The organism is Candidatus Methylopumilus planktonicus, assembly GCF_006364715.1.
GTDB lineage: Bacteria > Pseudomonadota > Gammaproteobacteria > Burkholderiales > Methylophilaceae > Methylopumilus > Methylopumilus planktonicus_A.
Map to the genome: position 1 here is coordinate 563,210 of NZ_CP040984.1, position 24,160 is coordinate 587,369.

21 protein-coding genes are annotated in these 24,160 nt (G+C 36.3%); 15 read left to right on the forward strand and 6 right to left on the reverse strand.

The window, feature by feature from the left end; translation table 11 throughout:
• The first annotated feature begins 42 nt into the window (after nucleotides 1-42).
• From greB to efp, 3 genes are read left to right on the forward strand one after another with little or no spacing between them, the layout of a single operon-like run.
• Nucleotides 43-528, forward strand: coding sequence for a transcription elongation factor GreB (gene greB, locus FIT63_RS03095; RefSeq protein ID WP_140006514.1), 486 nt, complete (start codon nucleotides 43-45; stop codon nucleotides 526-528).
• Nucleotides 521-1,621, forward strand: a complete 1,101-nt coding sequence (gene earP, locus FIT63_RS03100; RefSeq protein WP_140006515.1) for an elongation factor P maturation arginine rhamnosyltransferase EarP — start codon at nucleotides 521-523, stop codon at nucleotides 1,619-1,621. Before greB ends, earP begins: the two co-directional genes overlap by 8 nt.
• A 55-nt stretch (nucleotides 1,622-1,676) precedes the next feature.
• Nucleotides 1,677-2,234, forward strand: a complete 558-nt coding sequence (efp, locus tag FIT63_RS03105) for an elongation factor P (protein ID WP_046487883.1) — start codon at nucleotides 1,677-1,679, stop codon at nucleotides 2,232-2,234.
• 2 nt (nucleotides 2,235-2,236) lie between these two features.
• Here the strand turns inward: efp and tldD are convergent, their stop codons facing one another.
• The 4 genes from tldD to acs are packed head-to-tail and all read right to left on the reverse strand — an operon-like array spanning nucleotide 2,237 to nucleotide 10,387.
• The gene (gene tldD, locus FIT63_RS03110) at nucleotides 2,237-3,673 is read right to left on the reverse strand and encodes a metalloprotease TldD (RefSeq protein ID WP_140006516.1); all 1,437 of its coding nucleotides are present in this window, start codon (nucleotides 3,671-3,673) and stop codon (nucleotides 2,237-2,239) included.
• Between the two features lie 8 nt (nucleotides 3,674-3,681).
• Nucleotides 3,682-4,536: a carbon-nitrogen hydrolase family protein gene (locus FIT63_RS03115; RefSeq protein WP_046487886.1), complete on the reverse strand. Its 855-nt coding sequence runs from the start codon at nucleotides 4,534-4,536 to the stop codon at nucleotides 3,682-3,684.
• A 2-nt stretch (nucleotides 4,537-4,538) separates the two neighbouring features.
• Nucleotides 4,539-8,366 (reverse strand): YhdP family protein, encoded by a 3,828-nt coding sequence (locus FIT63_RS03120; RefSeq protein WP_140006517.1) that lies wholly within the window; start codon nucleotides 8,364-8,366, stop codon nucleotides 4,539-4,541.
• A gap of 44 nt (nucleotides 8,367-8,410) precedes the next feature.
• The gene (gene acs / locus FIT63_RS03125; protein WP_140006518.1) at nucleotides 8,411-10,387 is read right to left on the reverse strand and encodes an acetate--CoA ligase; all 1,977 of its coding nucleotides are present in this window, start codon (nucleotides 10,385-10,387) and stop codon (nucleotides 8,411-8,413) included.
• 169 nt (nucleotides 10,388-10,556) lie between these two features.
• Between acs and FIT63_RS03130 the strand changes: the two genes are divergently transcribed.
• The gene (locus FIT63_RS03130) at nucleotides 10,557-12,266 is read left to right on the forward strand and encodes a PAS domain S-box protein (RefSeq protein WP_140006519.1); all 1,710 of its coding nucleotides are present in this window, start codon (nucleotides 10,557-10,559) and stop codon (nucleotides 12,264-12,266) included.
• 12 nt (nucleotides 12,267-12,278) lie between these two features.
• Complete coding sequence (locus FIT63_RS03135; protein WP_140006520.1) at nucleotides 12,279-12,917, forward strand: response regulator; 639 nt, start codon at nucleotides 12,279-12,281, stop codon at nucleotides 12,915-12,917.
• On the opposite strand, the gene FIT63_RS03140 is transcribed toward FIT63_RS03135, so the two are convergent.
• Nucleotides 12,903-13,766: a DMT family transporter gene (locus FIT63_RS03140; RefSeq protein ID WP_140006521.1), complete on the reverse strand. Its 864-nt coding sequence runs from the start codon at nucleotides 13,764-13,766 to the stop codon at nucleotides 12,903-12,905. The two genes, FIT63_RS03135 and FIT63_RS03140, sit on opposite strands and share 15 nt — an antisense overlap.
• Entirely contained in the window at nucleotides 13,763-14,881 is a 1,119-nt protein-coding gene (locus FIT63_RS03145) for an aromatic ring-hydroxylating oxygenase subunit alpha (protein ID WP_140006522.1), read from the reverse strand. The genes FIT63_RS03140 and FIT63_RS03145 overlap by 4 nt, the downstream gene beginning before the upstream one ends.
• A gap of 278 nt (nucleotides 14,882-15,159) precedes the next feature.
• Between FIT63_RS03145 and FIT63_RS03150 the strand changes: the two genes are divergently transcribed.
• The 10 genes from FIT63_RS03150 (at nucleotide 15,160) to asd (ending at nucleotide 24,159) form a co-directional block, all read left to right on the forward strand.
• The gene (locus tag FIT63_RS03150; RefSeq protein WP_140006523.1) at nucleotides 15,160-15,651 is read left to right on the forward strand and encodes a urate hydroxylase PuuD; all 492 of its coding nucleotides are present in this window, start codon (nucleotides 15,160-15,162) and stop codon (nucleotides 15,649-15,651) included.
• Between the two features lie 66 nt (nucleotides 15,652-15,717).
• Nucleotides 15,718-16,896 carry an aspartate aminotransferase family protein gene (locus FIT63_RS03155; protein WP_140006524.1) on the forward strand — a complete coding sequence of 393 codons (1,179 nt, stop codon included), beginning with the start codon at nucleotides 15,718-15,720 and terminating at the stop codon, nucleotides 16,894-16,896.
• A gap of 22 nt (nucleotides 16,897-16,918) precedes the next feature.
• Entirely contained in the window at nucleotides 16,919-17,842 is a 924-nt protein-coding gene (gene argF, locus FIT63_RS03160; protein ID WP_140006525.1) for an ornithine carbamoyltransferase, read from the forward strand.
• Nucleotides 17,835-19,049 (forward strand): argininosuccinate synthase, encoded by a 1,215-nt coding sequence (locus tag FIT63_RS03165; protein ID WP_140006526.1) that lies wholly within the window; start codon nucleotides 17,835-17,837, stop codon nucleotides 19,047-19,049. The genes argF and FIT63_RS03165 overlap by 8 nt, the downstream gene beginning before the upstream one ends.
• Before the next feature lie 11 nt (nucleotides 19,050-19,060).
• Complete coding sequence (gene ppnP / locus FIT63_RS03170; protein ID WP_046487904.1) at nucleotides 19,061-19,372, forward strand: pyrimidine/purine nucleoside phosphorylase; 312 nt, start codon at nucleotides 19,061-19,063, stop codon at nucleotides 19,370-19,372.
• Nucleotides 19,373-19,396: 24 nt separating this feature from the next.
• Nucleotides 19,397-19,891, forward strand: coding sequence for a YajQ family cyclic di-GMP-binding protein (locus FIT63_RS03175; protein WP_140006527.1), 495 nt, complete (start codon nucleotides 19,397-19,399; stop codon nucleotides 19,889-19,891).
• Nucleotides 19,892-19,899: 8 nt separating this feature from the next.
• Entirely contained in the window at nucleotides 19,900-21,303 is a 1,404-nt protein-coding gene (leuC, locus tag FIT63_RS03180; RefSeq protein WP_140006528.1) for a 3-isopropylmalate dehydratase large subunit, read from the forward strand.
• A 3-nt stretch (nucleotides 21,304-21,306) separates the two neighbouring features.
• Nucleotides 21,307-21,942 (forward strand): 3-isopropylmalate dehydratase small subunit, encoded by a 636-nt coding sequence (gene leuD / locus FIT63_RS03185; protein WP_140006529.1) that lies wholly within the window; start codon nucleotides 21,307-21,309, stop codon nucleotides 21,940-21,942.
• Between the two features lie 23 nt (nucleotides 21,943-21,965).
• Nucleotides 21,966-23,024 (forward strand): 3-isopropylmalate dehydrogenase, encoded by a 1,059-nt coding sequence (gene leuB / locus FIT63_RS03190; RefSeq protein ID WP_140006530.1) that lies wholly within the window; start codon nucleotides 21,966-21,968, stop codon nucleotides 23,022-23,024.
• Between the two features lie 19 nt (nucleotides 23,025-23,043).
• A complete protein-coding gene (asd, locus tag FIT63_RS03195) occupies nucleotides 23,044-24,159 on the forward strand; it encodes an aspartate-semialdehyde dehydrogenase (protein WP_140006531.1) in 1,116 nt (371 codons plus the stop codon).
• Nucleotide 24,160: the final 1 nt, after the last annotated feature.

Below are 24,160 nucleotides of genomic sequence, written 5' to 3' on the forward strand. Positions count from 1 at the left end.
CTTCTATTGTAAACTTATCCCCGTTAATTATTATTAAAAAATATGGCTGAACGCAAAAATTACATTACTAAACATGGGTACCAGTGTCTAAAAGACGAACTTGATTTTTTAGTTAAAGTCGATCGCCCTAAAGTAGTAGCAGATGTTTCCTGGGCTGCAAGCAATGGGGATCGCAGTGAGAATGGAGATTATATATATGGAAAAAAACGCTTACGTCAGATAGATGCAAGAGCCAAATTCTTATTTGGGCGTATTGATGAGGCTGTGGTAATTGATCCATCCACACAAGAACAGCAGGACAAGATTTTTTTCGGTGCATGGATCACTCTTCTTAATGAATCAGATGATTCAGAGTATCATTTTCGCATTGTAGGACAAGATGAGATTGATACAGAAAAAGGCTTTATTAGTTGGGTATCACCTATTGCTAAGGCGCTTTTGGGAAAAAACTTAGACGATGAAGTAAAAGTCGAAACCCCGGGTGGTTTAGTAAATTTTAGAATTATTGGTGTGTCATATCATGAGTAACAAAAGCCCTATAGTTTGTCATTTAATATGTAAGGTGATTGATTTTTTTGGGGATATTGGTGTTGCATGGCGCATAGCAAAACAACTTAAAGTTGATTTTAATATTGAGGTACATCTTCTTGTCGATGACCTTGTGACCACCCAAAGACTCATACCTTCACTCGATATTTCCCTAAAAAAACAAATGATCGATGGTATTAACATTTATTATTGTGATTTTAGTGACAATTCAAAATCACTTCCGTCACCCCCAGCTTTTGTATTTAATCTTTTTAATATTGATTTGCCTGCTTTATATAAAGCGCTTATGAAAACTAACAAGTCTAAATATATTGCGATTGAATATTTGTCAGCTGAGCCATGGGTAGATAATTTTCATTTAAAACCTTCTATAGATCCTGAATCTGGACTTATTAAAACTTTCTTCTACCCTGGCTTTACAAGACAAACAGGCGGCCTTATCCGAGAGAGAGATTTAATAGGACGTAGAGAGGCTTTTGTCCAAACTAGACGTGATAAAGTTATTAAGTCATTCGGTGGCAATCCTGACCTCTATTCAATATCCCTTTTTTATTACCCAATACAGAAAATTGAAGCTTTTTTAGATGTTATAGATACTATGAAGAAGCCTATTCAGTTTTTCATACCTCAATATTTGTTAGACATCTTAAAGATAAAAAAGAATTATCAGCATCTTCATATTATTTCCTACCCATTCTTAAGCCATGATGATTTTGATGATCTACTTTGGTCATGTAACCTTAATTTTGTGCGCGGTGAAGATAGTTGGATAAGAGCACTTTGGGCCGGTAAACCTTTTATTTGGCAGCCATATATCCAGGAAAACAATCTCCATTTAATTAAACTTAAAGCTTTTTTGAAGCGCTATTGTGAGGATTGTGAACAAAAGCTGTCAGAGATTTTAATTAAAACGCATGACGATTGGTCGAATAATAAATTTAACGAAGCTTTATGGCGTGATTTTTTCAAATATCATGCTTCTCTAGAGTCTTTAGCGTTGAAGCGCAGTCATTACTTCTTCAAAGAGCCTTCATTTGTTGAGAGTTTGGTTGATTATTGTTCTGAAACATAATTTTCGAGTATAATTTCTCCCTTTTATTTGGTAAGCATTCCCAAGGATCAATATTATGAAAATCGCTCAAGACCTTCGCGCTGGTAACGTCATTATGGTTGGCACTGACCCCATGGTCATTTTAAAAGCTGAATATAATAAGTCAGGTCGAAATTCAGCTGTGGTTAAGATGAAAATGAAAAATCTTTTGACTGAAGCGCCGAGCGAAAACGTTTATAACGCCAGTGATAAATTTGAAGTGATTGTTTTAGATAAAAAGGATGTCACTTATTCTTATTTTTCAGATCCTGCTTATGTATTCATGGATGGTGAATACAATCAATATGAAATTGATCCTGAAAATATGTCAGAAGCCTTAAATTTCTTAGAAGACGGCATGCCTTGTGAGGTTAAATTTTATAATGGAAAAGCTATTTCTGTAGAGCTTCCAAATTCTGTTACGCGTGAAATTACTTATACTGAGCCTGCTGTAAAAGGGGACACTTCAGGTAAGGTTATGAAGCCGGCTAAAATTAATACGGGCTTTGAAGTAATGGTGCCTTTATTCTGTAATACCGGTGACAAGATTGAAATTGATACGCGTACCTTAGAATACAAAAATCGCGTTTTATAATTTTAAGCAGTTCCCCCTACAACCAAACCGTCAATTTTCATAGTGGGTTGGCCTACACCTACCGGAACACTCTGACCTTCTTTACCGCAGGTCCCTACACCTGAATCCAAAGACATATCATTACCAATCATACTGACTTTCTTTAATACTTCAGGACCGTTCCCTATCAAAGTTGCACCCTTGACTGGATAGAGTAGTTTTCCGTCTTCAATCATCCAGGCTTCAGCTGCAGAAAATACAAACTTACCACTTGTGATATCTACTTGGCCGCCGCCAAAATTAACCGCATAAATCCCTTTTTTTACTGACTTGATAATTTCTTCGGGAGTTTTTGTGCCATTAAGCATATAAGTGTTTGTCATTCTCGGCATAGGCAGATGTGCATATGACTCTCTTCGTGCATTTCCAGTAATGGGCATATTCATGAGTCTCGCATTTAATGTATCTTGAATGTAGCCTTTTAGAATGCCATTTTCAATAAGTACTGTTCTTTGTGTTTCATTACCCTCATCGTCAATATTAAGTGAGCCTCTTCGATCTTTGATAGTGCCGTCATCAACAACAGTAATATCTTTTGCAGCCACTTGTGTGCCAATTTTATTGCTAAATGCTGAGCTACCTTTTCGATTGAAGTCACCTTCTAGGCCATGACCAATAGCTTCGTGAAGAAGAATGCCAGGCCATCCGGGGCCTAAGACAACTGTCATGCTCCCAGCCGGGGCTGGCTTGGCATCTAAGTTAGTTATGGCTTGATGGACTGCCTCCTGTGCATATTGTTTTAATATGTCGTCTGAGAAATATTCAAATCCAAAACGTCCACCACCACCTGATGAGCCTTGCTCTCTTTTTCCATTCGATTCTGCAATAACATTGATAGATAATCTTACTAAAGGTCTAATATCAGCAGCAATTTTTTGTTCATTATTAATAACAAATATCACTTCATATTCTCCAGCAATTGATGCTGTGACTTTGGTGATTCGCTCATCCATTTTTTTAGCAAAATTTTCTATTTTTTCAAGAATCTTAATTTTTGTTTCTGCAGGCACAGCCGAGAGGGGATCTTGAGTATTATATAAATTAGAAGTTATTTTTGGTTGATCTAGTTTATGATTTTGATTTAAGTTTTTTGAGGCAATGGCTTTAGCAATATTTGAAGAAGATAAAAGGGCTTCAATAGATATATCATCAGAATAAGCAAACGCAGATTTGTCTTTGTTAACAGCTCTGACACCTACACCCTGATCGATTGAGAAGCTTCCCGATTTAACTTGACCTTCTTCAAGTCCCCAGTACTCATTTTTAGTGTATTGAAAATAAAGATCTGCATAATCGACACCATGAGACATCATGCCATTGAGTATTTTACTTAGATCATGAATTTCAATACCAGATTGGGCGAGAAGTAAATCTTTTGCATATTCAATTTTATGTTCCATAGAAAATATTATTTTATAGTTCGATGTTTAAGTGCGGGCAAGGATTTGCGGATAGACTTAATATAGTCTTTGTTTAAATACCCAGTGATTACACCCGAGCCGCGTGCGAGTTTGTCTAATATTGTGCCCCACGGATCTACAATGATTGAATTACCATGTGTTTCTCTTCCTGATAAGTGGTAGCCTCCTTGAGCAGGTGCTAACACATAACATTGATTCTCAATTGCTCTTGCTCGAATTAGAATTTCCCAGTGCGCTTTACCAGTTGTTTCTGTAAAAGCTGACGGAATTACAAGAAGATCAATGTCTTTCATAGCTCTGAATAACTCTGGAAATCGTAGGTCGTAACAAATAGCAATACCAATTCTACCAAATGGCGAATCGACAACTACAATTTCAGAACCTGCTTCAATTAATTTATCTTCGCGATAATATTCCTCTCCCATATCAAATCCGAAAAGATGAATTTTGTCGTAGCGATGAACTAGGTTTCCTTTGTCATCATAAATTAAACAGCTATTTCTGATTTTATTTTTATCTTTTGAGACTAAAGGTATTGACCCGCCAATAATCCATACTTTATGTTTCTTGGCTTGCTTTGATAAGAATGACTGAACAATTCCTTGATCAGGTTTCTCTCTCGCTTTTAATTTCTCTGAATCCTTAGAAGTCATGATAGAGAAATATTCAGGTAGGGCAATAATTTTAGCGCCTTGATTGGCAGCAATTGTAATTAAATTTTCAGCTTCATTAAGATTTGAATTGATATCTGGCCCAGAAGCCATTTGAATGCCTGCAATCTTTACGATATCTTTATTTACTAATCTTGCTTTAGTTGTTTTTATTTTAGATTTAATGGCCATTATTATTTTTTATCATTAAATAAGTTCTTAGTGTTATCAATTGTTGTTTTAATTTTATCAGTCGCTGAATTATTCACCTCTTCTGGTTTTTCCCACGTACCAATAATTCTATATTCAGAGGTTAGTACTTTATTAAGCGGATCTTTGAGTATTTTTTGTGCGATAAATGCTACCGCACCTACAAGCGGGCCGCCTGCAAGTGCTGCAATTGACAAGCTATCACTAATATGAGGCGTTACTTTAAGATTTAAGTCCTGCGTCTCCTTGATGATATTTATTTCACCAGACATAAACACTTCAGCAGCTGGACCATCCATTCTAAAGTTACTTGTTTTCATAATGCCATTATTGACTCTAACAGCTACATTCATGGTATCAAGGACAAAGCCACTCCCAAATAAATCTCTAAAGTCTAAGCTGAGCCTTCTCGGTAAGCTTTGCAGGGTTAAGAGTCCAAAGAGCCTTCCTATGCCAGGCTCAACTTTTTGAACTATACCTTTACGTACATCAAGGTTGAAGGACCCATCTACTTTAGTTTTATCAAAAGAAAAAGGATTGCCTGGCCATCTCAATTGACCAGATACATCTGCTTCACCATCCTTTACAAAGTTAGGAAAGCCTAGGAAATTAAGTGTTTCACCTAGATTGCTGATCTTCCAGCTAAAATTAATATTAGAAATAGGGTTTTTATTCCAGCCTATCCAATCCCCCTCTGCTTGAAAAATATTTTTGTCATTAATAATTTTAAATTTTTGAATATTAATATTTTGTTTTGAAGTCATAGAAACAAGCTCAAGCTTTCCGACTTTCTTACCATCAACTTCAAGGGAGTCAATTTTGATATCTAAATTAGGTACTTTTTGGCTGCTTGAACTTTCTGTTGAGGATAATTTTTTAATTTCATTTGGAAGCTTAAGTCCATTTAGTCTCGCAGTTAGCTTGTTATCTTTTTCAGTCCATAAAAGATTACCTGATGTTTCGTTTGAGCTTATTTTAAATTTTGTACTGGCGTTAACTGGCGCTATTTCTATTTTAATATTATTAAATCGTCTATCAAAGAGGTCAGCATGTTTGAGTGTTATATCTGCTTTATCTATCTTAAAACCACTGCTACTTCCTTCTTCGCTATAAACACTTATAAAGTCATCTAGGTTTACATAGGGTAAATTAGCCTTGAGATAAAGTCCTTTTTGCATATTTGTATTAATGTCTGAGTTAATTGATATATAACCCTTGTCAATTGACATAATATTATTTTTTTCGATACGAGTTATTTTTGAACTCACAATATTGCTATATGTAAATTCAATTTGATCTGTTTTTGTATTATTTTGTTTTTTAGTAAAGTAAAACTTTTCTTCCTTATCGCGCGCTTTATTGAATGGAGCGGGGTAGCTCATTTCAATCCCTTTTAAATCAGAGGACAATTGTATATTGAGTAAGGGTTTTTTATATTCCAGGAGGCCTTCCCAATTTGCAGAGCCATTTAATTTTGAAAAACTTGTACCTAATTTTTCTGCAATACCTTTGTCAGTAAATTTTCCATTTAATTTAACTTTAATAGCCTTGCTTGAGTCTGCAACGAGTGAAATATTAGTATTGCCGCCAAACATGGTACCAGTCAGATTTTCAGTTTTGACATTTTTTTCGTCAAAAGTGACTAGGCCCTTAATTTTTTCTATTTTTGGAATTCCCACTGCAGGGTTAGCTAGATTGCTATCTAAAAATTGGTAATTACCCTTAAAAGTAATTGCATCAAGATTATCTATAGGGATATCAATATTTAATCTGAGTTTGCCTTCCCCAGACCCAGTTGCTTCATCAAATAAATGCTGAACAGATTCTTTTATGGGGCTGTTATTAATAAATTTAATAGCTTCACGTGTTGGGCTATTAAGTGTGCTTTGAAGATTTAGTATGGGATGCTCGATAGCTATTGCAGGAATAGTTGTTTTGAGTTCTTTAATGGTATTACCTAGGAATTGACCTTTTTTACTTAACAACTCGAAAGTACCAGCATTGATTGAGGCATTAAAATCAAATTTCTCAATCATAGGCCAGCCTGTGCCATATTCGATCAAGGTATTTTTACCAATAGTTGTAACAACAAAGGAGCCCTCATTAGGATCGGGACGGTTCTGTGCATCGACGAATGGAAAATCGTCTGACGAGCCTTTAATTGAAATTAAAGTACTTTCAAGGCTACCCTCAAGGAGTGAAGTGTCTAGCCAGTGGAGACCTTCTGTACCGATCGTTTTTGGGTAATAAGTTTTTGCATGCTTCAAATCTATAAAAGGAATGGAAGCTTGGATATCTAAATAAGCTCCTTTTTTCAGTGAATGTATAATACTGCCATTAATTGAACCGTTAATAAATGCATTATTAAAGCTAATATTTTTAAATATTAAATAGTTTTTTGTCCATTTCAGGTCGCCATGCAAATCATTAAATTTGAGTTCCTCTCTAAATAATTTATTGTAAAAAAGAGAAACATCAGTTGATTTTAATTTTAATGAGCTATCTTTATCTCTCAGATGAATCGAGCCTGTAAGATTTTCAAAACCTGGTAAATCATCAAAGGCTTTAAAGCTTAACTTATCAAATTGGGCTTTAAGGCTTAATGCAATATTTTTATCATCAACCCACTTAAGATCAACGTTAGAAAGTGAACCAGATGGATTTATTGCATCAACTTTACTTTTAACATCATCAAAGTAAGGAATGGTTTGCAATATTTCATTCGCTGCATCGAGCTCAATCCTATTTATTTGAAGAGAGAAGGCAGTTGGTTTATTAGTTTCAGCCGAAATAGTAATGGCCGAATCTGCATTTTCAATATTAATTCCATTATTAGTAAGAAGATAAAGATTTTCAAATTTAACTTGATAATCTTTTTTACCAGAATACCAAATAATATTGCCTGAAAAATTCCTTAAATTAAGCTCATTTTTGTTAACTTGATTCAATTCAGTTTTAAAATTTGTGAGCTTGATGGATGCTTTAATTTTGTCAATCGCCGCGTTGTTAATACTTGCAGTTAAATTTAGATCACCAGTACCAGCATTAATTTTGATTGGGTAGTTCACCCAGGGTGTATAGGCTGCTAAATTAATATTACCAGCTTTGATTTTAACTTCAGAATCCCAGGAGCTAATATCCTCAATCTTTTTTGCATAAATATTTCCGCTAAGATCAATAAATTGATTGTCACTATTACTGATTCTAAAATTGAGATTAAATTTGTGTTTGCCAATGAGATCGATAATAAAGTGTGTTTTATAACTAAGATTTAAATCTTTTAGTAAGAGTGCTGGCGCTTGCCTATACTCATCACGCCAATCTACCTCCCCTTTTTCAATAGATACTTTTTTTTGATTGAGAAGCCAGTTTGTTAATTTATTATTTGAAGGGCCATCAATGGGTATACCACCAATAAAAATTTTATTAGTTGTGTCTCGCCTCACAAGAAGTTTAGGCGCCTTCAATTTTATTTCCGAAAGTGTTGGAGCTAAATAAAATGGACTTAACCATGAAAAGTCCGCACTAATTTCTGTAAGTGCAAGTGTTATATTATTTTGGCTGTCATAAAATACAACTTCGTTTAAGGCAAGCTCTGGATTAATAAAATCCCATCGACCTTTAAGTGAATTTATTCTGATCGTTTGGCCCATGGCCTCCGAAGCAAGAATTTCAATCCTTGATTTGTAGTTACTTAAATTAGGCTTAATATAAAATTGAAATGTAAGGCTAGAGATAACGATAAAAAAAACGTAGGTAATGACGAGTGCAATACCTATTTTTTTTACGTAAGGAATTAATTTTTGTTTCATTGGTCTTTCTTAAACTTAAACCACTTACGCTATTTTACTTTAAATTATTGAATTGATTGTTTTAGTTGTTCAAGAATGGATGGGTTATCTAGGGTTGAGATATCAGATGTAATTTCTTCCCCTCTAGCAAGAGAGCGCAGAAGTCTACGCATAATTTTACCTGAGCGTGTTTTTGGCAAGTTATCTCCAAATCGAATATCGTCAGGCTTAGCAATAGGCCCTATTTCTTTTCCAACCCAATCTCTGAGTTGATTAACAATTGCTTTTGCTTCTTCACCTTCAGGTCTTTTGCCTTTGAGTACCACGTAAGCTACGATAGATTCACCTTTAATTTCATGGGGCTTCCCGACTACTGCAGCTTCGGCCACTAGAGGATTTGAAACTAGTGAAGATTCAATTTCCATGGTGCCAAGTCTATGACCCGAAACGCTTAATACATCGTCGATACGACCCATAATAGTAAAATACCCAGTCGTTTTGTCTCTGATAGCTCCATCACCTGCTAGGTAAACTTTTCCGCCTAGTTCTTGAGGGTAATAACTCTTCTTATAACGTTCAGGGTCACCCCAGATGGTTCGAATCATTGAAGGCCAGGGTTTCTTGATAACCAATAAACCGCCTGTACCCCACGGTACTTCATGCCCTGCTTCATCAACAATTGCAGCATCAATACCAGGGAAGGGAAGTGTGCAAGAGCCTGGAACTAATGGCGTTGCACCAGGCAATGGTGTAATGACATGACCGCCTGTTTCTGTTTGCCAAAATGTATCTACAATAGGGCAGCGATGATGGCCAATTTTTTCGTAATACCACATCCATGCTTCAGGATTGATAGGCTCGCCTACTGAGCCCAAAAGACGAAGACTTGATAAATCGTAAGTATCAGGATTAGACTCTTTATTTAATTCAGATGCCTTGATAAGGGATCTGATTGCTGTAGGTGCTGTATAAAAAATACTAATATGATGCTTTTCTATCATCTGCCAAAAGCGACCTGCATGCGGAAAAGTTGGAATGCCTTCATAAATAAGTTGTGTAGACCCCATAGCAAGAGGACCATAAACCACATAGGTATGTCCTGTAATCCATCCTACGTCCGCCGTACACCAATAAATATCATCCCCTTTAATATCAAATGTCCACCTCATGGTGTTCATAGCATGAAGAAGATAACCTGCTGAAGAGTGCTGGACGCCCTTGGGGGTTCCGGTTGAGCCTGACGTGTAGAGTAAAAACAGAGGATGTTCGGCATTAACATATACCGGATCACAATCCGTCGATTGGTTTTTAATAAGCTCATGCCACCAAATTTCTTTAGCTTTTAACTCAATCACTTCTTTTGATTTCTTTAGTACTATAGTGCTAATTACTGTTTCACAACCACCCAAATTAAATGCCTCATCTACTGCAGATTTAAGGGGGAGTGTTTTGCCGCCTCGAAATTGAATGTCTGCTGTTATGACAAGTTTAGCTTGAGCATCTTTAATACGCTCTTGAATGCTTTTCCCAGAGAAACCACCAAATACGACAGAGTGTGTTAATCCAATTCTGGCACAAGCAAGCATGGCAACAACTGCTTCAATACCCATGGGAAGATAAATAAGAACTCTATCACCAAGATCCAAATTGAATGTTTTAAGGCCATTTGAAAATTGACATACTTTTTGATAGAGCTCTTTATAAGAGACATTGGTGATATCTCCATTGTCTGCTTCAAAAATAATTGCGATTTTATTAGGTTGAGTGATTAAATATTTATCAAGGCAATTATATGAAACATTCAATTCACCATCTTCAAACCATTTATAAAAGGGGGCGTTAGAATCATTGAGTGTTTTAGTAAAGGGTTTTTTCCAAATGATTAACTCACGAGCAAGATCAGCCCAAAATTTCTCATAATTTTCGTTTGCAAAAGTGCACAGTTTTTCGTAAGCAGCCATGCCAGATACATTGGCATGATCTACAAACGGTTGACCTGGATGAAATATTCTATGTTCGCTTGAGACTGACTCAATACTCATGAGGTTTAACTTTAAATTTAACTTAAAAAATTAAATCTATTATTAGTAGTAATTTATTTTATGTAAAGCGAAAAAATTACACTTCAATTATTTTCATTATTTAACGCTTGTGAGCTAGGCTTTATGTGTGGTAAAAGTCATCCATTACAATGATTATTAAAAATACATTATGAATTTAAGAGTCAGATTAAATCTTTTAATTACAGCCATCTTGCTGATCTTTTTTGTTTCAATGGGTTACACCATAATGAAGGGATCAAAAGAATCTATTCAAGAAGGTGTAGAGTCAGCCAATCGCGTGACAATGCAGCTATTAGATACAGTTATCATAAGTTCCTCTCAAAATCCAGAATGGGGCTATACTCATGATGTCTTAAAGAGATTTTTAGAAGAACTAGGCCATGTTAGAAGCAGTAATATTAATTTATATACGCTTCAAGGTGAACTTCTCTACGCCTCTCCCCCTTCCAAGTATCGTATAAACGATCCTCCACCTCCCAAGTGGTTTGAAAGTTCTCTAACCCCTAAAGAAGTTATAGATACTAGAGTAATAAGATTTGGTAAGCTTATTGTGAAAACAAATCCCACCGGTGCCATAAAAGAATCTTGGGCCAAGATGAACCACTTCTTCTTGATCGCTTGTGTATTTTTTGTATTATTAAATATCGTGGTGTATTGGATGCTTGGTTTCTGGTTACGACCCCTTGAACCTATGGTTGAGGCAATTACCAAAATGGGTGAAGGTGATTTCGAAGCGAGACTTCCTAATTTTAACTTACCTGAATTTGCAGTCATAGCAGAGAACTTCAATCGCATGGGTGATTCACTTCAATCCAAGATTCGCGAGAATCAAAGACTCGCATTGATTGCGCAACAAACTGCAGATGCTATTGTTATTCACGATCTTCAATCTAAAATTTCCTTTTGGAATGCTTCAGCTGAAAAAATATTTGGGTATTCTCCAAAAGAAATATTAGGGAAATCTGCTTATGTGCTTACATCTAAAGCACATGAAAATGAATTAAGAAAAAGCTTTCAATTAATTCATACAGGAAAAAATATCCACAATATAGAAACGCAAAGAATTAAGAAAAATAGAGAAGTAGTGGATGTCGCCATATCATTTTCACCGCTTATAGACCCGATTACAAACGAAATTATTGGTGACATATGCAGCATGAGAGATATTAGTGAAAAGAAAATTGCAGAAGAGTCAAAATTGAAACTTGAAGAAAATAGAAAATTCACTCAATTAATTCAAAGTCATATTGAAGATGAAAGAAGAAGTTTGGCAAGAGAGCTTCACGATGAATTAGGTCAGTATGTATCCGCCATTAAGATATTTGCTTCTAACATTTCTAATAAGGCTAAAAAAATATCACCTGAAATTGAAAAAAATGCTGACTCTGTTATTTCTGCTGCAAATCAGATATATGATGGGATGCATAGCATTATTAAGCAATTAAGGCCGGGTGCGCTGGATAACCTCGGTTTAGCAGAAACGCTAAAAGACACTGTAAATACATGGCAAAAACAATATGAACATTTAAAAATTCATTTGTTTATTAAAGGCGACCTGAATCACCTTAATGAAACTTTAAATATTAATTTTTATCGAATTATTCAGGAAGCTATGAATAATGCTTTAAAACATTCACAAGCTAAAACGATTAAAATTAATTTGGTTTTAAATAAAAAAGGATTTTTGGAATTAAACTTCAGTGATGATGGTCAAGGTATGGAACTTAAAAAAATAGATCAAACCAAAAATTTTGGCATTCTGGGCATGCAAGAGCGCATTCAATCTTTGAATGGTTCGTTTGAATTAATTTCTAAAAAGAATCAGGGTACGCAGATTTTAATCTCAGTACCCATTTAAAAAGGATATAGATTGAGTCAAATTAAGATATTACTTGTTGACGATCATGCTGTAGTTCGCATGGGCTTTAAGATGCTTATCGAAGCCGAAGATGATATTACAGTCATCGGTGAAGCTGAAAGTGGAGAAGGTGCTATTAAATTATTTCAAGAATTGAAACCTGACATTATTGTTATGGATATCACAATGCCTGGTATCGGAGGAATAGAAGCTATTGATCGCATTATGGCGAAAGATAAAAATACCAAAATCCTTGTTTTATCAGCTCATGAAGATTCGGTACATCCTAAGCGAGTCCTTAATGCAGGCGCGATGGGCTATTTAACAAAAAGAAGTGCTGCAGAAGAGTTGATCAAAGCAATTAAATCTATTCATCAAGGAAAGCGTTATCTAGAGCCTAGTATTGCCCAACAAATGGCTATTACTCAGCTATCAGGAGAAACAAATCCAGTTGAAATTCTTTCAGACCGAGAATTTGAAGTCTTTATAGCATTAGCTAAAGGCAAAAGTACAAATGACATTGCAGATACGCTATGCCTCAGTCCAAGAACAGTCGGTACGCATTTATATAATATTAAGCAAAAGTTAAATGCAAATAATTCAGCAGAGATTGCTTTGATTGCTATTCGCTGCGGCTTAATTAATCCTTGATTTTAAGCTAATATTTGACGCGATAGCGCCACTTATAATAATCATAATTGCGCCCAATATATCCTCAACCCTTATCATCTCGTTAAAATATAGAAGACTAATAATGCCTGAAAAAACAATTGCTAGATAAGATAGGGTGGCTATAACAAGAGGCTTGCCAAGCCTATATGCGCGTGTCATTGCAATTTGGGCTATGGTGGCTGACAAGCCAAGTGGAATCAGTATCCACATATCATTCCATACCAACTTTTGATAATCGGTAAAGCTAATCCACAATCCTGCGCCTATTGAAGATATAAGTGTGAAGTAAAAGACAGTGCGCCAATCAGGCTCATTAAGTTTGCTGAGCTGTATGACGTGAATGTAAGCCAAAGCTGCACCAATACCCGAGACTAATCCAATTAAACCTGCAAACCAGCTTTGCCATTCGCCGTGTGGATCAAGAATTAATAAAGCGCCAAAAAAGCCCACAATTGTGCATATTAAAATAGATTTTTTTATTTTTTGATGTGAGATGAAAGGCAAGAAAAATCCAAGAAATATAGGTGAGGTGTAATTGAGGGTCATGGCAGAACCTAAATTGAGATTTGCGATAGCATAAAAGAAAAAAGCTAAAGACAAAAAGCCCACAACACCGCGGTCAATCTGTTTTCTAAGGTGTGGTGTTTTAATCTCTTTTTGACTTATAACAATGTAAATAAAAAGAAATAATAAGCTTATAAATGAACGGTAAAACACTAGTTCAACACTAGAAAAACGTGAAGCACCAAGTTTTACAAATGATCCCATAAGGGAAAAAAAGAAGGTCGCTACGATGATCCATAGCATACCTTTTTTTTGATCTGTCATAGGTGGGAAGACATTTCTGTTTGATACCATTGATGAAAATGTTTTAAACCATCTTCCAATGGCTCGTGATAAGGGCCCATATCTTCTTGTTTGTTTTTGAAAAGTGAACGTCTTCCTTCATGCATCTTTTCACAAATAATTTTATCTTCAAGAGCAGTTTCGTTATAGGCGGCTTGTTGCGCAGCAATATAGTCTTGATCAAAAAGAATGGTTTCTTCTGGGTAATAAAACTCAATAATATTTCTGCAATGATTAACGTCATCGGGAATGAGGTGGGAAACGACGATAACATTTGGGTACCATTCGATCATAAAGAAAGGATAGATTGTCAGCCAAATTGCACCAAATTGTGGTTTTGAATGGCCGCTTTGCTCATTGATTTTGGACTTCCAAAGATCATAGGCTTCAGAGCTTTGCGATTGATTTTTTTCCCTAAAAGGCACTTTTTGAATAGATGAAAATGCTTTAAATTCCCATGATAAATCATCACAATCCACGATATTATTAAGACCAGGGTGAAATGCCCAAACATGATAGTCCTCGAGATAAACCTCAATAAATGTTTTCCAATTAAAATCGTAATGATCAATTTTGACGCTATGTAGTTTGTAATCATCAAAATTTAATAATTGATTTAATTGTTTAAACTCCATTGCATCTTTGATATTTATCGATGACTGTTTATGTGTTTGTTTAAAAATGAGGTTATGGATTTCTTCTACTGGAAATGACTCCAAATTTAAACATGGATTTTCCTTAAAGTAGGGCGCACCTTCTAATTTGCCATCAAGACCGTAAGTCCAGCGATGAAGCGGACAGACAATATGGGAAGCCGAGCCTTGATTTTCGAGCATCAGTGCTTGCCTATGACGACAAACGTTACTTAATACGTTCATTTTTCCGTTGTTATTTACAAGAACTGCTGATTTATTAAGCGCTTCTAAAACATGGTAATTACCCTGCTGAGGCGCCATTAGGCGATGCCCTAAATATTTTGGATATTTATCGAAAATTGCTTTTTTTTCTATCTCAAAAATGGAAGGATCAATATAGCTATGAACAGGTAACTGACTAAAAATCTTAGCTTGGGAATCAACCGTCTTGAGTGTCAACATACGAGATTATTAAGTATTAGGAAATGATTTTTAAAAACTAGGGCAATTTTGCCTTAAATCGGTTTTTTTGCAAACTTAATTCGCCTTTTAGCCCCGCTATCTTGCTTAAATCGGGTATTTAAGCTACTCTCATCATTTGAATATTTATGTTTTTTTTGGAGGAGTTTTTAGATGAAAAATCCACTTGATTCAATTTTAGGAACAATCATTTCAGGCTTGGTTCTAACGTTAGTACTTTACGTTTTTCTTAAAAACTTTATTTTGTAGGAGTTTAAATAATGGAATTTATACCTGGACTTGCTAGATGGATTCATTTTGTGGCCGGTATCACATGGATTGGTTTACTTTACTACTTTAACTTAGTGCAAATTCCTGCATTAAAAGATGCGGCTGCAGATGGTTCAGCGGGCGGTATTACAAAGCATGTTGCACCTCGTGCTCTTTTATGGTTTAGATGGGCTGCTGTAGCAACTTGGTTAGCAGGTGCTGCAATGTTACAAGAGAATTTTATCAGTACATTTACATTACAAACTGGATACGAAGGTATTGGTATCGGTTCTTGGTTAGGTACGATCATGTTATTTAATGTATGGGTATTAATTTGGCCAAACCAACAAAAGATTTTAGGCATGGTTCAAGCTTCAGATGATGAAAAAGCCAAAGCACGCAGAGTAGCTTTTCTAGCATCAAGAACAAACTTAATGCTTTCTCTTCCAATGCTTTTCTTTATGGCAAATGGACTGAGTCATCGCGCATTAATCGGTCTTTAATTTAATTTAAGCTGAAATAAACGGAGGCTTAAGCCTCCGTTTGTGTTTATAAGTACGGAAAATTGTATGTCAAAAATGATGGATACCTACGCTAGACAACCCGTAACCTTTGAAAAAGGTGAAGGTGTGTGGCTATGGGCTAAAGATGGTAAAAAGTATTTGGATGCTTTATCCGGCGTAGCAGTAAACGGACTCGGACATGCACATCCGAAATTAGTGAAGACCATTCATGAGCAAGTATCAAAACTTATTCATGTATCTAATGTTTACCATATTGCTGAACAAGAAAAATTAGCTGAAAAACTCACAGCTATTTCTCATATGGATAATGTATTTTTCTGTAATTCTGGATGTGAAGCCAATGAAGCTGCTATCAAATTAGCAAGGCTTTATGGGCATCAAAATGGCATTGAAACACCAGAAATTATTGTAATGGAAAAAGCATTTCATGGGCGTACGATGGCAACGTTATCAGCTACTGGTAATCGTAAATCACAAGCTGGCTTCGAACCTCTTGTGGGTGGGTTTATTCGAGCTGCCTTCGATGATTTAGAAGCTATTCAACAAATTGCCTCAAGAAAAAATAATGTGGTTGCAATTCTGGTAGAGCCGATTCAAGGCGAAGGCGGCATTAATATCCCAAGTAACATTCAAAACTATCTTAAAGGCTTAAGAGAGATTTGTGATCAACATAATTGGCTTTTAATGTTAGACGAAGTGCAATGTGGTATTGGTAGAACAGGAAAATGGTTTGCACATCAGCATACCTCTATTAAGCCTGATGTCATGACGCTCGCAAAAGGCCTGGGCTCTGGAGTACCTATTGGTGCTTGCCTAGCTAAAGGCAAGGCAAGTCATGTTTTTACGCCAGGCAAGCATGGATCTACATTTGGCGGTAATCCATTAGCAACTGCAGCAGGCTTTGCAACATTGAATATCATTGAAGAGGATAAGCTTTGTAATCATGCATCAAAAATGGGTGCATTAATTAATGAAGAATTTACTAAGCAATTAAAAGACTGCCCTCAGGTTAAGGGGGTGCGTAATTTAGGGCTCATGGTGGGTATTGAACTTGATCAGCCGTGTGGAGATTTAACTAAATTAGCATTAGAAGAGGGTCTTCTAATAAATGTCACCGCAGAAAAAGTGATTCGTCTTTTACCGGCACTCGTCATCAATGAAGCTGAAGCAAGAGAATTGACTGTGAGACTGTCTAAAGTTATCAAAGCTTTTTTAGTAAAGTAACGTTTTAAGTAGAATTGATTTTATGAAAACAAAACATTTTTTAAGATTTAATGATCTCAAGCGAGATGAGTTTGAATACATTTTCGCGAGAGCAAGTTGGATCAAAAAACAATTTAAAGAATACAAACAGTATTGGCCTCTGGCCGACAGAACATTGGTAATGATTTTTGAAAAAGCGAGCACTCGAACACGATTATCTTTTGAGGCGGGCATTCAACAGCTTGGCGGCTCAGCGATATATTTAAATACGAGAGACTCTCAATTAGGAAGAGGTGAGCCTGTAGAAGATGCAGGACAGGTTATTTCCCGTATGTGCGATCTTGTGATGATCCGAACATTTGAGCAAGATATCATTGATCGATTTGCACAAAACTCGAGAGTGCCTGTGATTAATGGATTGACGAATGAATATCATCCTTGCCAAATTCTTGCGGACATTTTTACCTATATTGAACATAGAGGTTCTATTCAAGGTAAAACAGTTGCATGGATTGGTGACTCAAATAATGTTTGTAATACATGGCTTCAAGCAGCTGAGGTATTAGACTTTAATGTACATGTTTCAACACCTAAAGGTTATGAGGTTGAAGTTGAGCGAGCAGGTTTATACGGTGATAAACATTTTGAAGAATTTGAAGATCCTATGGATGCAGCGAAAGATGCTGAGATTGTTACAACTGACGTATGGACGAGTATGGGTTTTGAATCTGAAAACGAAGAACGTTTAAAAGATTTTGCAGATTGGCAAGTGGATCAGGAGATGATGTCAGTGGCATCCTCGAATGCTTTGTTTATGCATTGTCTGCCAGCACACCGAGGCGAGGAAGTAACTGCAGAAGTAATTGACGGTGCTCAAAGTGTTGTATGGGATGAGGCTGAGAATCGTCTTCATGTTCAAAAAGCATTGATGGAATACCTGTTATTAGGAAAAATGAAAAATGAGTGATATTAAGAAAATTGTTCTAGCTTACTCTGGCGGACTAGACACGTCAGTTATTTTGAAGTGGCTACAAGAAACCTATCAATGTGAAGTGGTTACTTTTACAGCCGATTTAGGGCAGGGTGATGAACTAGAGCCTGCAAAAGAAAAAGCTAAAGCTGCAGGTGTAAAAGAAATTTTTGTTGAAGATTTGAAAGAAGAATTTATTCGAGATTTTGTATTTCCAATGTTTAGAGCAAATGCAATTTATGAAGGCGAATATTTACTTGGTACTTCTATTGCGAGACCGCTTATTGCTAAACGTTTAATAGAGCTTGCTAAAAAAACGAATGCAGATGCTATTTCTCATGGCGCAACAGGTAAAGGTAATGATCAGGTTCGTTTCGAACTAGGAGCGTACGCACTTAATCCTGATATTAAAATTATTGCACCCTGGCGTGAGTGGGATTTGCTTAGTCGAGAAAAATTACTTCAGTACGCTGAGAAAAATAATATTCCAGTTGAGATGAAACATAAACATGGTGGCAGCCCATACAGTATGGATGCCAATTTATTGCATATTTCGTATGAAGGACGTCATTTAGAAAATCCTGGTGCTGAACCTGAAGAGGATATGTGGCGTTGGACTGTAAGTCCTGAAAAGGCACCAAATGAATCTGAAACCATCGAGATTCAATTTAATAAAGGTGATCCAGTTAGTATTAATGGCAAAACCATGAAAGCACATGAACTATTAGCGACTCTCAATCAGATAGGTGGTAAGCACGGTATAGGTAGATTAGATCTTGTGGAGAACCGATATGTAGGTATGAAATCTCGAGGCTGTTATGAAACACCCGGGGGCAGTATTTTACTAAAAGCGCATCGAGCCATTGAATCTATTACACTAGATCGTGAAGTGGCACATCTAAAAGATGACTTAATGCCAAGATTTGCTTCTTTGATTTATAACGGCTACTGGTGGAGTCCTGAGAGGCTTGCATTACAAACACTCATCGACCACACACAAAATAATGTAAATGGCTGGGTGAGATTGAAGCTATATAAAGGCAATGTCAGTGTGATTGGCAGGGACAGTGCAACAGACTCTCTTTTTGATACTTCCATTGCAACATTTGAAGATGATGGAGGCGCATATGACCAAAAGGATGCAGCAGGTTTTATTAAACTCAATGCTTTAAGAATGAGAATCGCAGCAAAAATTAAAAAATAAGGTGAATTTAAATGGCTCAATTTGATAATGTAAGTGTAAAGAAAAAAGCAAATATTTATTTTGATGGTAAATGTGTGAGCCATACGATTCTTCTTCCAAATGGAACAAGAAGTACGGTCGGCGTAATTTTTCCAAGCACATTAACTTTTAATACACAGGCAGCTGAAGTGATGGAAATTCTCGCTGGACACTGCCGCGTAAAATTACAGGGCGCTTCTGATTGGAATGAGTATAAAGAAGATCAAAAATTTTCTGTACCCGCAAATTCATCATTTGAAATTGAAACATCAGATACGCTTCATTATGTTTGTCATTTCGAATAATTTTTTTAAGTAAGGAGATTCTGTATGCCATCTTTTGATGTTTCATCTGAAGTAAATATGGCTAATTTAACTAATTCTATTGATGTTACCTCTCGAACGATTATTAATCGATACGATTTTAAGGGCACAACCGCAAAAGTCGAATTTTCAGAGAAAGAATTAACCATTACTCTTTACGGGGATTCAGATTTTCAATTGGATCAGATTAAAGATATTTTGCTACCTGCTATGGAAAAAAAAGAGGCGGATAGCTCAAAAAGAATAGAACCTCAAGACATTCAAACTGTATCTGGAAACAAAGTAAAACAGTTGCTTAAATTAAAATCAGGTATCGATACTGAACTTGCAAAAAAAATTGTCAAATTACTCAAAGATAGCGGGCTAAAAGTTCAGTCTGCTATTCAAGGTGAAAGTGTTCGTGTGTCTGGTGCTAAAAGAGATAACTTACAAGATGCTATTGCATTCATTAAAAAAAGCATTACAGACTTTCCCCTTGAATTTGGAAATTTTAGGGATTAGTCAGACGTATGCAAGCCAAAACACTTTATGAAAAATTATTTGAGAGCCATATTGTTAGAGAAGATGCTGGCACTTATCTCATTTACATTGACCGCCATCTTGTTCATGAAGTTACAAGTCCGCAAGCTTTTGAAGGTTTAAGAATTAATCATAGGCCTGTATGGAGAAATAAATCAGTTCTTGCAGTCCCTGACCATAATGTTCCAACAACAGATCGCTCACTTGGAATTTCTGATCCTATTTCTAGGATCCAGGTCGAAACACTCGAGGAAAATTGTAAACATTTCGGATTAACACAATTTCCTATGAGTGATAGTCGCCAAGGTATTGTTCATGTCATTGGACCGGAGCAAGGAAGCACATTGCCTGGTATGACAATAGTTTGTGGCGACTCTCATACAAGTACACACGGTGCATTTGGTGCTCTCGCTATGGGTATTGGTACTTCTGAGGTTGAGCATGTGTTGGCAACTCAATGTTTGATCCTGAAAAAATTTAAAGCAATGGAAGTGCGGGTAGAGGGAAAATTAAACAAAGGTATTACTGCCAAAGATATTGCTTTGGCCTTAATTGGAAAAATTGGAACAGCAGGTGGTACAGGGTATGCGATTGAGTTTACTGGCGAATCTATTCGCACCCTTTCCATGGAAAGTAGAATGACGATCTGTAATATGGCAATTGAAGCGGGCGCAAGAGCCGGTATGGTTGCAGTTGATGAAGTCACGATATCCTACATTGAAAATAGACCTTTCTCACCTAAAGGCGAAGCGTTTGAAAAAGCAAAAGTTTATTGGAAAACATTACATAGTGATAAAGATGCAAAATTCGATAAAATAATCACACTTAACGCAAATGAAATTCTCCCACAAGTGACTTGGGGAACTTCACCTGAAATGGTTGTTGGTATCGATGGTATGACACCTGACCCCAAAAAAGAAAATGATTTGTCGAAAAGAAAAAGTATTGAAGACGCTCTTATCTATATGGGCCTTGAACCCAACCTTCCTATAAACCAAATTAGTTTAGATAAAATTTTTATTGGGTCTTGCACTAATTCGCGCATTGAAGATCTGCGAGAAGCAGCAAGCGTGCTTAAAGGAAAAAAAATTGCCAAGAATATTAAGTTAGCACTTGTAGTTCCTGGATCGGGTCTTGTCAAACTACAAGCTGAAAAAGAAGGCCTAGATAAAATTTTCATAGACGCAGGTTTTGAGTGGCGAGAGCCTGGTTGTTCAATGTGTTTAGCAATGAATGCTGATCGTTTAGACCCAGGAGAGCGTTGCGCGTCAACTTCAAATAGAAATTTTGAAGGTCGACAAGGTCAAGGTGGTAGAACACATCTTGTAAGTCCTTCAATGGCAGCAGCTGCAGGCGTTCATGGTCATTTTGTAGATATAAGAGTTTTAAGCTAATTTATGAAACCATTTGTAACTCTTAAAGGTATTTTGGCCCCACTTGATCGTGCAAATGTAGATACGGATGCAATTATTCCAAAACAATTTTTGAAGTCGATCAAGAAGACAGGCTTTGGACCGCACCTCTTTGATGAATGGAGATATCTCGATCATGGTGAGCCGGGTATGGATTTAAATCAAAGGGTAAAAAATCCTGATTTTGCACTCAATCAAGATCGATACGAAAAGGCAACTATTTTGATCGCGCGAGAGAATTTTGGTTGTGGCTCAAGTCGAGAGCATGCGCCATGGGCAATCGAAGACTATGGCTTTAGAGTAATTTTGGCAACTAGTTTTGCTGACATTTTCTTTAGCAATTGTTTTAAAAATGGCTTACTACCCATAGTTTTATCTGGTGAGACAATTGATCGCTTATTTAAATCTACCTATGCAAATGAGGGCTATGCCCTAACAATTGACTTAGAAAATCAATCTATTACTCTACCTTCTGATGAAAAAATAAGTTTTCAGGTGGATACATTTAGAAAGCATTGCTTAATGAATGGATTAGACGATATTGGATTAACAATGCAGCATAGCGAAACCATTAAAGCGTTTGAAAAGACTTACTACCAAAAAAATTCATGGCTACTTTAAATTAGAAAGACTTTCTAAATAAAATGAAAATTGCAATATTACCTGGCGATGGCATCGGCCCTGAAATTACAAAACAAGCGGTTGATGTTTTAAAAGCACTTAAATTAGGCGCAGAATTATTAGAGGCGCAAATTGGTGGAGCTGGCTATGAAAAATTTGGCGACCCACTCCCAGATTCAACACTTGATCTAGCCATTAAATCTGATGCAGTTCTTCTTGGTGCTGTAGGCGATTGGAAATATGACTCGCTTCCAAGAGAAAAGAGACCCGAGCGTGGATTACTTCGCATTAGAAAAGAACTTAATCTATTTGCTAATTTAAGACCTGCAATTTTATATTCCGAACTTGTTGGAGCCTCATCGCTTAAACCTGAAATCGTATCTAACCTCGACATTATGATTGTGAGAGAACTTACGGGCGATATTTATTTTGGTCAGCCTCGTGGCATCCATGAGAATGAAAATGGTGAGCGTGAAGGCATTAATACAATGCGATATTCAGAATCTGAAATTAAACGCATTGCTCATGTTGCATTTCAGATCGCTATGAAGCGATCAAAAAAATTATGTTCTGTAGACAAGGCCAATGTTTTAGAAACAACTGAGTTGTGGCGGCAAGTCATGATCGACATTTCAAAAGAATATCCCGAGGTTGAATTGACTCACATGTATGTCGATAATGCTGCAATGCAATTAATAAAAAATCCAAAGCAATTCGATGTATTGGTTACAGGAAATATTTTTGGAGATATTTTATCTGATGAAGCCTCTATGTTAACTGGATCTATCGGTATGCTTCCATCTGCATCTCTTGATAGCAATAATAAAGGTATGTATGAGCCTAGTCATGGTTCAGCGCCTGATATTGCAGGAAAAAATCTTGCAAATCCACTTGCTACAATTTTATCTTTAGCCATGATGTTTAGATACACATTCAACGATGAAAAAATTGCGAATAAAATAGAGTCGGCTGTTAAAAAAGCATTAAGCCAAGGTTTCCGAACAGCAGATATTTATTCTGCCGGTGATAAAAAAGTGAGCTGTAGTGAAATGGGTGAAGCAGTGATTGCTTCTCTTAACTAATTAAAGAACGGGACATTTAATGAATCGAGTTGGTTTTGTCGGTTGGAGAGGTATGGTGGGTTCAGTTCTCATGCAGAGAATGCAAGAGGAGCATGACTTTAAAGAATTTGACTCAACTTTTTTTTCTACCTCTCAGACAGGAAATGCAGCACCGCCTTTTTCAGGAAGTCAAAGCACATTAAAAGATGCTAGTGATATTAAAGAACTTGCTGCAATGAATATTATTCTTTCATGTCAGGGCGGAGAATACACATCTGATATATACCCTAAATTGAGAGACTCAGGATGGCAGGGCCATTGGATTGATGCAGCCTCTTCATTAAGAATGGAAAAAGATGCAGTAATTATTCTTGATCCACTGAATAGTGATCTCATTCAAGAGGCTTATAAAAAAGGTAATAAAAATTGGATTGGCGGAAACTGTACTGTATCACTTATGCTTTTAGCGCTTGATGGCTTGTTCAAGAAAGATCTTATTGAGTGGATTACATCAATGACCTATCAGGCAGCAAGCGGAGCTGGGGCTCAAAACATGAGAGAGCTGATTTCTCAAATGGGAAATGTTTACAATCATGCAAAAGATTTAATAGATGATCCTAAGACATCTATCTTAGATATCGATCGAAATGTTTCGTCTACACTTAAATCTCAAGATTTTCCAATTGATAACTTTGGCGTCCCTTTAGCTGGAAGCCTAATTCCTTGGATTGATAAGGATTTAAATAATGGTCAAAGCAAAGAAGAATGGAAAGGCTCCGCTGAAACTAATAAAATTCTTGGAAGAAAAAATAATCCAATCGTTATTGAAGGATTATGTGTGCGTATTGGAGCAATGCGATGTCATAGTCAAGCCTTAACGATTAAATTAAAAAAGAATATTTCTTTAGAAGAAATCAATCAAATCATAAGTAGCGCTAATCAATGGGTTAATTTAATTCCGAATGAGAGAGAAATTTCAATGAAAAAGCTAAGTCCTGCTGCAGTCACAGGTAAGCTTTCTATTCCTATAGGTAGAATTAGAAAGCTAAATATGGGGCCTGAATACATTTCAGCTTTCACGGTGGGGGATCAATTATTATGGGGGGCTGCAGAGCCGCTCAGACGTATTTTAAGAATACTTATCAAATCTATTTAAA

Coding starts and splice junctions, on each gene's coding strand:
- leuC (WP_140006528.1), top strand. CDS start 19,900: ATGCAAGCCAAAACACTTTATGAAAAATTATTTGAGAGCCATATTGTT.
- earP (WP_140006515.1), top strand. CDS start 521: ATGAGTAACAAAAGCCCTATAGTTTGTCATTTAATATGTAAGGTGATT.
- argF (WP_140006525.1), top strand. CDS start 16,919: ATGAAAACAAAACATTTTTTAAGATTTAATGATCTCAAGCGAGATGAG.
- FIT63_RS03165 (WP_140006526.1), top strand. CDS start 17,835: ATGAGTGATATTAAGAAAATTGTTCTAGCTTACTCTGGCGGACTAGAC.
- FIT63_RS03130 (WP_140006519.1), top strand. CDS start 10,557: ATGAATTTAAGAGTCAGATTAAATCTTTTAATTACAGCCATCTTGCTG.
- asd (WP_140006531.1), top strand. CDS start 23,044: ATGAATCGAGTTGGTTTTGTCGGTTGGAGAGGTATGGTGGGTTCAGTT.
- leuD (WP_140006529.1), top strand. CDS start 21,307: ATGAAACCATTTGTAACTCTTAAAGGTATTTTGGCCCCACTTGATCGT.
- efp (WP_046487883.1), top strand. CDS start 1,677: ATGAAAATCGCTCAAGACCTTCGCGCTGGTAACGTCATTATGGTTGGC.
- greB (WP_140006514.1), top strand. CDS start 43: ATGGCTGAACGCAAAAATTACATTACTAAACATGGGTACCAGTGTCTA.
- FIT63_RS03140 (WP_140006521.1), bottom strand. CDS start 13,766: ATGACAGATCAAAAAAAAGGTATGCTATGGATCATCGTAGCGACCTTC.
- ppnP (WP_046487904.1), top strand. CDS start 19,061: ATGGCTCAATTTGATAATGTAAGTGTAAAGAAAAAAGCAAATATTTAT.
- leuB (WP_140006530.1), top strand. CDS start 21,966: ATGAAAATTGCAATATTACCTGGCGATGGCATCGGCCCTGAAATTACA.
- FIT63_RS03145 (WP_140006522.1), bottom strand. CDS start 14,881: ATGTTGACACTCAAGACGGTTGATTCCCAAGCTAAGATTTTTAGTCAG.
- FIT63_RS03150 (WP_140006523.1), top strand. CDS start 15,160: ATGGAATTTATACCTGGACTTGCTAGATGGATTCATTTTGTGGCCGGT.
- FIT63_RS03175 (WP_140006527.1), top strand. CDS start 19,397: ATGCCATCTTTTGATGTTTCATCTGAAGTAAATATGGCTAATTTAACT.
- tldD (WP_140006516.1), bottom strand. CDS start 3,673: ATGGAACATAAAATTGAATATGCAAAAGATTTACTTCTCGCCCAATCT.
- FIT63_RS03115 (WP_046487886.1), bottom strand. CDS start 4,536: ATGGCCATTAAATCTAAAATAAAAACAACTAAAGCAAGATTAGTAAAT.
- acs (WP_140006518.1), bottom strand. CDS start 10,387: ATGAGTATTGAGTCAGTCTCAAGCGAACATAGAATATTTCATCCAGGT.
- FIT63_RS03120 (WP_140006517.1), bottom strand. CDS start 8,366: ATGAAACAAAAATTAATTCCTTACGTAAAAAAAATAGGTATTGCACTC.
- FIT63_RS03155 (WP_140006524.1), top strand. CDS start 15,718: ATGTCAAAAATGATGGATACCTACGCTAGACAACCCGTAACCTTTGAA.